Genomic DNA, 12,013 nt, shown 5'->3' with positions numbered 1-12,013 from the left:
TCTATACCTGTGATCACGGTTTCGAATGTGCTGGAGCAGCAACTGCGGTCGGTGGACCCGATGCGCGGCAAGGTGCTGTCCCTGGCGTTCGCCGAGCACGTCGTCCAGGTGTGCGCGGGCGAGCTGACCCCGGACCAGCAAGACATGGCACGTGTCTACCTGGGCACGGCGAAAGCCCTGTTCGCCGGTGAGGCCAGCATGACCGCGCTGGCGGACGCCGCCGCCGCGCACGCCAAGGTCCGGGTGGCGGGCAGCAGGCTCGCCGAGGAGATCCTCTGGGTGACAGTGCTCGCGGTGTCGGTCTGCTGGCAACGGGATCTCGTGCGTGAGGGCCTGAGCCGCGGTGAGCTGAAGAACGTCACGGTGCGGACGGTCGCCGCGGAGGCGCAGACCGTGGTCCGGCGGTACACGGGTGGGCGGGAGTCGGTCTGGCAGTTGACGCACCTGCTGGAGACGGCGGACCGGATCGACCCGCAGCTGATGATCAACCTGGTGGACGAGGTGGACGCCGAGCGCGCGTCGTCGTTGGCCGCGGAGTTCGCGCGGCACGCGTTGCTGACGCACCCGGGCGCCCGGTACTTCCAAGCGGTGGTGGATGATCCGGACCATCTGCCGTTGGCGGTGGTGGCGCGACAGGCACAGCACATGGTCGGGGGAACGGAAGCGACATGGCAGTTGATCAGGTTGGTCGAGACGATGCCCCGGTGACCAGAGCGGCGGTCCGGGTCGCGGGCGACGCGGATTTCGCCGGGATCATGGCGTTGGCCGCCGAGGTGGAGCACTGGTTCGGGCCGATGGTGGACGAACCGGGGTTCCACCGGGCCGTGCGGACGCACATCGACCGCGGAACAGCGTTGGTGGCCGGCGACGGTGTGTCGGGTGGGCTGCTGTTCGACCCGGCGGGGCCGAAGTACCACATCGACTGGATGGTGGTGTCCGAGCAGGCACGCGGAACGGGCATCGGCCGTGCTCTGGTGGACGAGGCCATGCGCCGGTTCGTCCAGGCGCCGTCGACGATCGAGGTGGTGACGTTCGGACCGGACCACCCTGGCGCCGAGTCCCGCGCGTTCTACGAACGACTCGGCTACACGGCGGGCCCGATGACCGATTCCGGCCCGGAAGGTGGATCCCGGCAGATCTTCACGATCGACGTGCGATGAGCGCTTGCCCCGGCGCTACTGGGCGCACGCGGCAAGGAAATCCCGGGTTTTCCCTGGTGTGAGGGCTTGCGTTGCGAGCGCCTCCGCGATGGCCGTGTAGCGGGCCGTGTCCGCGGGGCGCTCCAGGTAGACCGCGCCGTTCTCCTGCTCGACGTACACGAAGTTCGGCGACGGCTCATCGGGCAGCGTGACCAGGTCAAATCCCCCCGCCATCGCGGGATGGGGACCGGAGTCGAAGGTAAGCACCTGCAGGGTGACGTGGTCGCGCTCGGACATCTCGATCAGGTGCCTGACTTGCGCTCGCATGTCGCCGATCGAGCGTCGCACAACGGCCTCGTTGAGCACGACGCGGTACGGGGTGCGCTTCTCGACCAGCCGCGCCTGCCGGGCTTGCCGGAACGCGATCAGCTTCTCCACCTGCGTGTCCCGCAACTTCCCCAGCGGCGTTCCCTCGTTCACGGCCCGCACGTAATCCGGGGTCTGCAACAGGCCGGGGAGTCGTTCGGCGCTGTACGCCGAGATCTGTTTCGCGTCCGCCTCGAAACCGACGTACATCTCGAACCAGTCCGGTATCGCGTCCGCATAGGACAGCCACCAGCCGCGTTCGTTCGACTCCTCGGCCTGGCGGAGCAGCGTGTCCACCTCGGGCGCGCCGACGTCGTAGAACTGGCAGAGGAACTTCACGTTCTTCGGCAGGATGGCCTGCCTGCCCGTCTCGATCCGGCTGATGGTCGGGCGCTTCACACCGATGTACGCGGCGGCCTGCGACATCGTCTTGCCCGCGTCTTCGCGCAGGCTCCGCAGTTGCCTGCCCAGTCGCCAGCGCCGCACCAGAGAGCCGGGGCTGAGGTCGTCGGTGTCCGTCATGGTGAACAGTCTGCCCGACGTCATGTACGTACCTGAAGTACACCATCAGGTGATGTCGTCGATGTACGTACATGGACTAGATTCCCGCCTGCCGGGACACCGACAGGCGAAAGACAAGGCACATGGCAGGCATGAACCAGGACCTGAACTACTACGGCAAACAGCTGCTGCGGGCACTCAGGTTCCTGCGTGAACAGGCAAGGCTCACGCAGGAGGAAGCGGGCCAACGCGTCCACATCGAGTACAAGAAGCTGAGCCGGATGGAACGCCGCCAGCTGCCCACCTACCACGAACTGATCACGCTGCTGGACGCCTACGGAGTCCCGAGTTGCGACTACGGCCCCTACGTGGCGCTGTGGGAGCTGGCGCGGCGGCGGCCGTGGTGGCGGGACTTCCAACTCGACGACGCCCGGTACGTCCGGATGGAGGACGAGGCCGCGTTGAAGTACGAGTTCCAGCTCGGGCACCTCCCGACGCTGCTGCAGACCGAGGACTATGCCCGCGCGACCATGTCCGGCAGCAAGCAGACCGTCAAGAAGTTCACCGATCTGCGCATGCGCCAGCAGGACAGGCTGGACACCGAACCGTTCCTGCACGTCCACGCCCTGATCCACGAACCCGTCCTGCGGCAGGGCATCGACCGCACCCAGCGCGACATGCTGATCAGCCGCGCGGAGATGCCGCACGTCACGATCCAGATCGTCCCGCAGCGCAACTACCTGCACGAGGGCCTCAACGGCTCGGTGGTGCTGCTGTCGTTCGACGATCTCTTCGAACCCGACGCGGCCTTCACCGAGACCATGCTGGGGCTACAGGACACCCAGGACTTCGCCCAGACCGCCGCGATCCGGCAGTCGCTCGACCACCTCACCAGGCTCGCGCTGAGCCCGGAGGAAACCCTGCTCGTGTTCAAGACACCGCGCTTCGGCCGCTGATCACCCCGTCATCCCACCCGTGCCAGGGCATCGGCTGCCAGCTCCAGTGTGGACAGTGAAGGCGTGAATAGTGGCAACTGGTGATGGCGTCCGGGTGCTCCGGACACGCCGCGGAGTGCTCCGTCCGGCTCTTGTGGACGTGCCGGACGGCGGATTACTGTCCGCGACACGGTGATCACATGGAGGCACTCGTGCGCGGTCGACATCGAGGCCAGGCGGCTGGAGCCGTCGCTTTTCTTTGTGCAGCTTCGCTTCTCGCGCCGGTCACGGCTCAGGCGGCGCCCGGTGCCGGGCCGACCGAGCCGGACGCCGTCACGTTGCTCACCGGTGATCAGGTTTTCCTCGGCGCACGGGGAACTCCGCGGTATCTGCGGCCCGCACCCGGCCGGGAGCGGCAGGGTTTCTCGATGTACCAGGCGAAGGGGCACAGCTTCGTTGTGCCGGCCGACGCAATGCCCTTGCTGGCGAAGGGAGTACTCGACGAGCGGCTTTTCGACGTCACGCGACTGCGCGACAGCGGCTACGGCAGGACCGGTGTGCCGGTGATCGTGCAGTACGCGGCCGGGCGGAAACCGTTGACCGCGCACGTCACCGCCGAGCTGCCGAGCATCGGGGCGGTCGCGCTCGCGGCGACGGGGACCGATGTCTGGACCACCGCCGTGTCCGGGGGGATCAAGAAGGTCTGGCTGGACGCCAAGCGGTCCGTGTCGCTCGACCGGAGTGTGCCGCAGATCGGGGCGCCCGCCGCGTGGCAGGCCGGCCTCACCGGCAAGGGGGTCACGGTCGCGGTTCTGGACACCGGGGTCGACCAGACCCACCCGGATCTCGCGTCCCGTGAGATCGGCGAGAAGAACTTCTCCGCCTCGCGCGACAACGTCGACCGCTACGGGCACGGTACCCATGTGGCGTCGATCGTGGCGGGCACCGGCGCCCAGTCGGGTGGCCAGTTCCGCGGTGTCGCACCGGACGCCCGGATCCTGGACGTGAAAGTCCTCGCGGACAACGGGAACGGGTCGGACTCCGGGATCATCGCAGGCATGCAGTGGGCGGCCGAGCAGGGCGCGGACGTGATCAACATGAGTCTCGGCGGGTTCGACGACCCCGGTGTCGATCCGGTCGAGGCCGCCGTCAACCGGCTCTCGGCCCAGTTCGGCACGCTGTTCGTGGTCGCCGCGGGCAACTACGGCCCGGCCGACGGCACGATCGACTCCCCGGCCAGCGCTGACGCGGCGCTCGCGGTGGGCGCGGTCGACCGGAACAACCGGATCGCCGACTTCTCCAGCCGCGGCCCGCGTGAGGGCGGCGGCGTGATCAAACCCGACATCACCGGACCTGGCGTGGGCATCGTGGCCGCCCTGCACTCCGACGGACGAATCGGCGAGCCGGTCGTCGACGGCTACACGGCCCTGTCCGGCACGTCGCAGGCCACGCCCCACGTCGCCGGAGCAGCGGCGTTGCTCGCCCAGCAGCACCCGGAGCTTTCCGGCGCGCGACTCAAGGCGTTGCTGATCGCGTCGAGCACGCCGACGCCCGGGCTCACGCCGTTCCAGCAGGGCGCGGGGCGGGTGGATTCAGCGGCGGCGATGAAGCAAGCGGTGAGCGCCGAACCGAGCAGCGCGAGCTTCGGTGCTCACCGGTGGCCGCACGCCACTCAACCCGACGTGCGCAAGGAGATCACGTACTCCAACGACGGCCCCACACCGGTCACGCTCGACCTGCGGGCGGAAACCAACGGCCCGGCCAACCTGTTCACGGTCGAGCCCGCGCGGCTTGTCGTTCCCGCAAAGGGAAAGGCCACGGCCGTCACCACGGCCGCGATCAGCACCGCGGCCGACGGCGGACAGTTCGGTGGCGCGATCGTGGCCACGGGCGGCGGACAGCGGGTGCGGACCGCCATCGAGGTCGATCTCGAGGTGGAGAGCTACGACCTGGTGCTCAACGCGATCGGCCGCAACGGCGAGCCCGCGGACTTCACGTCGGCCTACCTGATCAATGTGGACACCGGTGAGCGCGTCTTCCCCGACGCCACTCTGGACGGCAGGCTCACCCAGCGGCTGCGCAAGGGCCGGTACCTGCTGACCAGTTCCGTGCTCGGCAGCGACCCGCACACGCACGACGTGATCAACTACCCGAACCTGACGATCACCGGTCCCGCCACGATCGACCTCGACGCGCGGGCCACCCAGCCGATCTCGATCAGGCTCCCCGCCGAGCCCGCCCGGCTGGCGATGCTCCAGGTCGGGTTCGAGCGCACGTCGGCGACCGACCGGTACCTGGTGTCCAATCTGTCCTTCGGCGGCAACGCCGACCACGTCGGGCTGGCCACCCTCGGGCCGGACTCCGAGGAGGTGGTCGGCCAGCTCAGTACGAACTGGACAGTCGGGGACGAGTTCTACGGGCTGGCGTGGTACGCCAAGGGCCGGGCGCCGTCCGGGATCACCAAGGAGATCCACCACGGCGACCTGGCGACCGTGAAGGTGGACGTCGGACCGCTGCTGCCCGGCCAATCGGCGGAGATCGGCGCCACGTCCTCGCCGCGCGGCCGAGGGGACTGGGGCCTCGGCTCGATCACACCGTTCACACCGGGCGTCCGGACCGAGTACTACGGCGGCGAGAACGCCGACTGGGCACGGCGGATGAACGTGCTGGGCACCAACGGCTACCAGGGCGGGCTCAACGGTCCCCCGAAGAACTACGAGCCGGGCAAAACATACACGGAGTCGTACTACCGTGGCGTGTTCGGACCGTCCTTCTCGGACAACCACGGGGATCCGTGGGTGCAGCAGCGTGGCGAAACGCTCGTCGCGTACCTCCCGTTGTTCGGTGACGGTGCGGGCAACGCCGGTTTCGCCACGGCCGACAAGGCGTCCACAAAGCTCTACCGCGACGGCGAACTGCTCAGCGAGAGCACGGAAGCCGGGTATGTCCGGCTGGCCGTGCCACAGGGCTCGGCGAGGTACCGGCTGACGGCGGAGGCGACGAGAACGGGCTACGCCAAGGCCAGTTACGTCTCGGCGGCGTGGACCTTCCAGTCCGACCACAGTCCCGGGGTGACCGCACTGCCTGTCTCGGCGATCCGGTTCACCCCGAAGCTCGACGACTCCGAGCACGCCCACAGCGGCGGCCTGTTCGCCGTCCCGGTTCACGTGCAGCCCCAGGCCGGCTCGCGGTCCAAGCCGACGCTGACGTCGGCCGAGGTCTCCTACGACCGCGGTGTCACGTGGGAGAAAGCCGCGCTGTACGGCGAGTACCTGCTGCTGTACCACCCGCTCGGCGCGCCGTCGGTGTCGTTGCGAGCCAGTGCGTCTGACGCCGAGGGCAACACAGTGGAGCAGACGATCATCGACGCCTACCCGCTGAAGCGAGGGTGCTCAGCCGGGACGCGGTCCTGTTGACGTGCCATTGACCAGATACTACGGAAAGACTCCGCCGTCCTAAGCGACCGCGGGCACCCTCACCGGCGTGGACCGTTGGGTGAGCGCGGTGAGCAGCAAGGTGACCACGATGGCAGCAGCCGCAACCAACAGGCACGTGACGAACCCGCCCCGCAAGTCGTGCGTAGCGCCGAGCAACGGGCCGAACGTGGCCACGCCGACGGCGGCCCCGACTTGGCGGGACGTGTTGAACACGGCCGACGCCGCGCCGTGCAGTGCCGGTTCGACGGCGGCGATGGTCTGCGAGGTCATGGTGGGCACGAGCAGCCCGGAGCTGAAGCCGACAGGGATGAGCGCGACGACCAGTGGCCAGAGCGCGTCCGCGGTGCTGGCCCACGCCACCGCGAGCAGGGACACGACCAGGAGCACCTGGCCGATGCCGAGCACAGCGGGACGGCCGAAGCGGTGTGCGAGCGGGGCGGCACAGACGTTGGCCAGCGAGATGAGGCCGGTCAGCGGGAGGAACAGCAGGCCGCTGGCGAGTGCGCCGAGTCCGCGGCCTTGCTGGAGCATCAGGCTCAGGGCGAACAGCAGTCCGTAGAACGCGAAGTTGAACAGCGCTCCTTGGACCGCGACTCCGGCGAATCCGCGGTTGGCGTAAGTGCCGACGGGCAGCAGGGGTGTCCGGGTGGTCCGTTCGATCCAGACGAACGCGACGATCCCGGCCAGGGCGAGGACGACGGCTGTGGTCACCTCACGGCTGAACCACCCGTGCGTGGGGGCTTCGATGAGGGCGAACACGAGTCCGCCGATCAACACGGTGGCGGCGATCATGCCGCCGGTGTCGAGTCGCCTGCCGCCGCGTCGCACCACCGGCATCGAGCGGATGCTCCAGACCACGGCGGGCACGCCGAGGATGACGTTGACGGCGAACACCGCTCGCCAGTCGGCGAACGTGACCAGCACGCCGCCCAGCAGGGGCCCGGCGGCCATGCCCACGCCACCGGCCGCGGCCCACCAGCCGACGAGACGGTGCCGGGCGCGGTCGTCGGGAGCTGACGCGGTGGCGAGGACGAGCGCGCTGGGCAGCAGCAGGGCGGCACCGGCGCCTTGGACGAGCCGGGCGATGTTGAGCACGAGCATGGAACCGGCGAACGCACAGACCGCCGACGACACCGTGAACACCACCAGGCCCGCGATGAAGGCCCGTTTCGCACCGAGGGTGTCGGTGACAGCGCCCGCGCCGAGCAGGACGGCGGCGAAGGACAGCGTGTAGGCGTCCAGTGCCCACTCCAGTTCGGCGCGGGAGGCGTGCAGGTGGACGGTGAGCTGGTCGAGCAGCAGATTCACGATCGTGCCGTCCACGAAGACCATGAACGCGGCGATCAGGGCCAACGCCACGACACCCCGACGGTGTTCGATATCCATAGAACTACCCTACGATCTGTTCGACGATTATCGAACACCGGATATGCTGGACGCCATGACCACGACGTACCCGTCTCCCCCGGCCACCCTGGAGGTCACCGCCGTCCTGCACGCACTGGCGGACCCGGTACGCCTGCACCTCGTCCGCCAGTTGCGCGAGGCGGACGGAGCGATCGCGTGCGGCCGGTTCGACACGACGGTGGCCAAGAGCACGCTCAGCCACCACTTCAAGATCCTCCGGGAGGCGGGCGTCATCGCCACGCACCGCGAAGGCGGCAACGCGTTCAACGTGTTGCGCACCGAGGAAATGGACGCCGCGTTCCCCGGCCTGTTGAACGCGATCTTTCCCTAGTCCCGCACGCCCAGCGCGGACAGCCGGGGCATGACCTCCTGCGCGAAGTAGCCGAGTTCGTCGGCGTAGTTGAGGAACGACAGCCCGATCCCGTCGAAGCCCGCTTGGGCGAACGCGGCGATCGCACCGGCCACATCGTCCGGATCGCCGACGAGCGGGCACGAGCCGTGCCCGGCGGCGAAGCGGTGACGGAAGGTCGCCAGCATTTCCCGGGTGAACGACTGCGCGTGCAGTCCTTGCAGCCGCATGACTTCGTCCACCGCCGACCAGTCGGCGCGTTCGTCGGCGTAGTAGCGCAGGTAGTCCTCAGCCTCGGCACGGGTCGGTCTGCACACCACGTGCCCGATGGTCAGCACGCCCACGTCCCGGCCGTACGACCGTGCCTCGGCGCGGATACCGGCCACCACGTCGGCGCCGTCATCGGGCCCGGCCACCACGGTGAAGGCATGATCGGCGTTGCGGGCGGCGAACGAGCGGCCCTGCTGCGACGATCCGGCGTTGATGATCGGCACGCGGTTTCCGTGGTACGGCTTCGGCATGCCGACCACCCGGCCGAGCCGGAAGAACTGTCCACTGTGGTCGAAAGGTTCGGCGCTCGACCAGATCCGGCTGACCACGTCCCACCACTCCTGTGCCAGCGCGTACCGGGTGTCGTGGTCGTCGGGCAGGGTGAGCCCGAACATCTCGTACTCCGGGGCGTGCCAGCCCGCGACGATGTTCAGACCGATCCGGCCTGAGCTGACGTGGTCGGCCGTGGCCAGCTGTTTGGCCGCGACGACGGGGTGGTGGAACGCGGTGTGCACCGTGGTGTACACGCGGATCCGGGTGCTGTGGGCGAGCATGCCGGTCGCCCAGACCAGCGGGTCGAGGACGTTGCGCTGGAACTCGCTGTCCCGGCCCCAGTCGGTCCAGCGGGCGACCGGCAGCAGGAAGTCGATGCCCACCTCGTCGGCCAGCCGGGCGAGACGGAGGTTGTCGGCCCAGGTCCCCGACCACCGCTCGGGGGCGGTGGTGATCGCCAAGCCGGATTCGGTGTTCGCCGAGAAAAGACCGAGCTGAAAACCCATGGCACGTCCCCGTTCCAGCGTGTGACGCTCTCCTTGATAGAGCGCACACGCCGGAGGTGTCAACGAACAGCGGTCGAACGAACGGGGGTCACCGGTGGTACCGGCTGGGATCCAGCCCCAGCCACCAGTTTCCCGGCACTTCGGGGTCGTCGCTGGTCTGAGCCGGTGAACTTGACGGGGTTCACTCGGACCGGTGACTGTGTCGCCATCGTGGCCGGAACTCGGATATGGCTGGGCCCTGCGAGGGAGGCCGTTCCCTCTCGTGCGGGAGGATCGCGGCCGGTCGGAGCGGCATCGTTGCGACCATGTTGACACGACGAACCCTGCTCACCACAGCCGCGGCCGGAGTCGCGGCGCTCGGTACCGGGGCTCCAGCGTGGGCCGCGGTCACCCCGGTTCTGACGGCGCCGACCGGGCCGCACGTCATCGGACGCACGGACATGCACCTGGTCGATCGGTCGCGGGCGGATCCGTGGTTGCCGGATCGGCGTTACCGGGAACTGATGGTCAGCGTGTGGTATCCGGCGCGGGATGTGCGCGGACGTCCCCGCGCGCTCTACCAACCTCCGCTGGTCGCCGCGGAGTACCAGCGCCAGGTGCTGGGCAAGATCTCACCGTCCGCGCTGAACTGGGCGGGAATCCGGACGCACGCGCACGTGGACGCGCCGGTACTGCCGGGCCGCAGGCCGTTGATCCTGTTCTCCCCCAAGCACTTCGAGATCCGGTCGTACGCCACCTTGCTGGCCGAGGAGCTCGCCAGCCGCAGGTACGTCGTCGTCACCACCGAAGGCACGCACGAGGCGCTGGCCGTCGAGTTCCCGTACGGACGGCTCGAAACCGTGAAACCGCAGTCGATTCCCGCACCGGGCGATCCCGTGGACCTGTTGGACAAGCAGAAACGAGCCGTGCGCAGCCGGGCTGACGACCTGGCGTTCGTCCTGCGGTCCGTCCGCTCCCGGTTCGACGTGTCCGCTGTGGGCGCTTTCGGAATGGTCGGCGGCGCCGTGGCCGCGATGCGCGCCGCCGCCCGCGGCGCCCGGATCGACGCGATCGCAGGGATGCCGGAAGTCGTCGGGCCTTGGGTGACCGACGTGGCGCCGGTGCCGTTCCTGCAGTTCGCCGAGCCGGGCAACAACCACCGGGACAATCCGGCGTGGCGCGAGTTCTGGCCGGACCTGACCGGCTGGAAGCTCTCCCTGCGGCTCACCGGCTCCACCTGGGGCTCGTTCTGCGACTACCAAGCGCTGTTCCCGTCGATCCGGGCGGGCTGTCCGGACTACGACTACGGCAACGAGATCGGCACCATCGCGCCCGCACGGTCGATCGCCGCGCAACGCGCCTACCTGACGGCGTTCTTCGACCTGCACTTGCGCGGCCGCGACAACGGGCTGCTGCGCGGACCGTCCACCGAGCACCCGGACGTCGGTTTCATCGTTTGACGGCGACGACGGCGGTTCCCTGCGCGACAGCGCACAGTTCGTCGTCGGAGTAGATCTCACAGCGGCAGGTCGCCCGAGACTTGCCCGCCTGGACGACCTTGGCTTCCGCCCGCAGTGTGCGTCCGTCGGCCGGGCGCACGTAGTCGATGGTGAAACCCGCCGTGAGCAGCGACGGCCCCAACACCGAGCCGGCGGCGAAGGTGAGCGTGTTGTCGGCGGCGTAGGAGACCACCCCGCCGTGCAGGTACCCGTTCTGCTGTCGCAGGTCGTCGCGGGCGTCGAGCTCGATGGTCGCCGCGCCGTCCCCGAACGCCGTCAGCCGCGCCCCCAGCAACACGCTGAACGGCTGCCGCGCCAGGCCCGCGCGGGCGTACTCGATGTCCATCCCACTCCCCTCACTTCACTAGTGAAGTGAGGATGTGCCGCGCGGCGTTCTTTGTCAAGATCTGGGGTCATGGCGGACCAGCGGCTGTACTTCCTGCTCCAGCGAGCGGCTCACCAGCTCCGGCTCGCGGCCGACCGGCTGTGCACGAGCACCGCCGGGATCACGACCGCGCAACTGGGTGCCCTGTTCGCTGTGCGGGACAAGCCGGGCATCACGCAACAGGAACTGGCGCACACACTCGGGCAACGCGAATCGGCGATCACGTCGATGGTGACGCGGCTCGTCGACGCCGGGCTGATCACCAAACGCACCCATCCCCGCCAGTACCGGGCGATGGCGCTCGAGCTCACGCCGGTCGGCCGCAAGGCGCTGGAGAAGGTCCGGCCGGTGATCGACAGGTTCAACGAGGAGATGCGCGCGGTGATCGGCGCGGAGGCGTTCGACGCCACCGCCGAGGCGATGGCCAGACTGGACCGCTGGCTGGCGGCGAACGATCCGGGCTGACGTGTTTGAATCACGCCCGTGACCGACAACAATGCCAGAATCGTGAGTGTCGATGGGGAGATCGCCGCAGGCGCGGCCCGGATCTTCGAGCTGATCGCCGACCCCGCACAACAACCCTTGTGGGACGGCAACGACAACCTCGCCGAGGCGCCGACCGGTCAGCGCGTGCACGCCACTGGCGACGTGTTCTCGATGACTCTCACCATCGGCGAGGTCCGGGACAACCACGTCGTGGAGTTCGAGGAAGGTCGCCGGATCGCATGGCGTCCCTCGGTACAGGGCCAGCAGCCGCCCGGCCACCTGTGGCGGTGGGAACTCGAGCCGATCGACGACACCCGCACCCGCGTGACCCACACCTACGACTGGACCCAGTTGACCGACGAGACCCGTTTGGTGCGCGCTCGCGCCACGACTGCGGACAAGCTGCGGGCTTCCCTCGACAGGCTCGCCGCGCTCGCCGAGTCTTGATCCTCGGCGCGACAGCCTGAACCCGCCCCGCGCT

The 12,013-nt window shown here is 68.8% G+C and carries 12 protein-coding genes; 8 read left to right on the top strand and 4 right to left on the bottom strand.

Going from position 1 to position 12,013, the window contains the following annotated elements; genetic code table 11:
- The first annotated feature begins 9 nt into the window (after positions 1-9).
- Together ALI144C_RS23125 and ALI144C_RS23120 are read left to right on the top strand one after the other, a co-directional pair.
- A complete protein-coding gene (locus ALI144C_RS23125) occupies positions 10-708 on the top strand; it encodes a hypothetical protein (RefSeq protein ID WP_076989237.1) in 699 nt (232 codons plus the stop codon).
- Positions 705-1,160 carry a GNAT family N-acetyltransferase gene (locus ALI144C_RS23120; RefSeq protein WP_202819035.1) on the top strand — a complete coding sequence of 152 codons (456 nt, stop codon included), beginning with the start codon at positions 705-707 and terminating at the stop codon, positions 1,158-1,160. Before ALI144C_RS23125 ends, ALI144C_RS23120 begins: the two co-directional genes overlap by 4 nt.
- 15 nt (positions 1,161-1,175) lie before the next feature.
- Here the strand turns inward: ALI144C_RS23120 and ALI144C_RS23115 are convergent, their stop codons facing one another.
- Positions 1,176-2,027, bottom strand: coding sequence for a helix-turn-helix domain-containing protein (locus ALI144C_RS23115; RefSeq protein WP_076989580.1), 852 nt, complete (start codon positions 2,025-2,027; stop codon positions 1,176-1,178).
- Positions 2,028-2,149: 122 nt separating this feature from the next.
- Between ALI144C_RS23115 and ALI144C_RS23110 the strand changes: the two genes are divergently transcribed.
- Both ALI144C_RS23110 and ALI144C_RS23105 read left to right on the top strand, forming a co-directional pair.
- Complete coding sequence (locus tag ALI144C_RS23110; protein WP_083753305.1) at positions 2,150-2,962, top strand: helix-turn-helix domain-containing protein; 813 nt, start codon at positions 2,150-2,152, stop codon at positions 2,960-2,962.
- Positions 2,963-3,141: 179 nt separating this feature from the next.
- Positions 3,142-6,357, top strand: coding sequence for a S8 family peptidase (locus tag ALI144C_RS23105; protein ID WP_076989234.1), 3,216 nt, complete (start codon positions 3,142-3,144; stop codon positions 6,355-6,357).
- Between the two features lie 39 nt (positions 6,358-6,396).
- On the opposite strand, the gene ALI144C_RS23100 is transcribed toward ALI144C_RS23105, so the two are convergent.
- Positions 6,397-7,764 (bottom strand): MFS transporter, encoded by a 1,368-nt coding sequence (locus tag ALI144C_RS23100; RefSeq protein WP_076989233.1) that lies wholly within the window; start codon positions 7,762-7,764, stop codon positions 6,397-6,399.
- Positions 7,765-7,819: 55 nt separating this feature from the next.
- On the opposite strand from ALI144C_RS23100, the gene ALI144C_RS23095 reads away from it, so the two are divergent.
- Positions 7,820-8,116: an ArsR/SmtB family transcription factor gene (locus ALI144C_RS23095; RefSeq protein ID WP_076989579.1), complete on the top strand. Its 297-nt coding sequence runs from the start codon at positions 7,820-7,822 to the stop codon at positions 8,114-8,116.
- On the opposite strand, the gene ALI144C_RS23090 is transcribed toward ALI144C_RS23095, so the two are convergent.
- Entirely contained in the window at positions 8,113-9,183 is a 1,071-nt protein-coding gene (locus tag ALI144C_RS23090; protein WP_076989232.1) for an LLM class flavin-dependent oxidoreductase, read from the bottom strand. The genes ALI144C_RS23095 and ALI144C_RS23090 overlap by 4 nt on opposite strands.
- 305 nt (positions 9,184-9,488) lie before the next feature.
- Between ALI144C_RS23090 and ALI144C_RS23085 the strand changes: the two genes are divergently transcribed.
- Positions 9,489-10,622 carry a twin-arginine translocation signal domain-containing protein gene (locus ALI144C_RS23085; protein ID WP_083753303.1) on the top strand — a complete coding sequence of 378 codons (1,134 nt, stop codon included), beginning with the start codon at positions 9,489-9,491 and terminating at the stop codon, positions 10,620-10,622.
- Here the strand turns inward: ALI144C_RS23085 and ALI144C_RS23080 are convergent.
- Positions 10,612-11,007 (bottom strand): PaaI family thioesterase, encoded by a 396-nt coding sequence (locus ALI144C_RS23080; RefSeq protein WP_076989231.1) that lies wholly within the window; start codon positions 11,005-11,007, stop codon positions 10,612-10,614. The genes ALI144C_RS23085 and ALI144C_RS23080 overlap by 11 nt on opposite strands.
- Before the next feature lie 69 nt (positions 11,008-11,076).
- Between ALI144C_RS23080 and ALI144C_RS23075 the strand changes: the two genes are divergently transcribed.
- Complete coding sequence (locus tag ALI144C_RS23075; RefSeq protein WP_076989230.1) at positions 11,077-11,511, top strand: MarR family winged helix-turn-helix transcriptional regulator; 435 nt, start codon at positions 11,077-11,079, stop codon at positions 11,509-11,511.
- 18 nt (positions 11,512-11,529) lie between these two features.
- Positions 11,530-11,979, top strand: a complete 450-nt coding sequence (locus tag ALI144C_RS23070) for an SRPBCC family protein (protein WP_076989229.1) — start codon at positions 11,530-11,532, stop codon at positions 11,977-11,979.
- Positions 11,980-12,013 lie beyond the last annotated feature (34 nt).

This window comes from Actinosynnema sp. ALI-1.44 (assembly GCF_001984155.1).
GTDB lineage: Bacteria > Actinomycetota > Actinomycetes > Mycobacteriales > Pseudonocardiaceae > Kibdelosporangium.
Note: the sequence above shows the minus strand (reverse complement) of the source record. Positions and strands in the feature narration are given on the sequence as shown.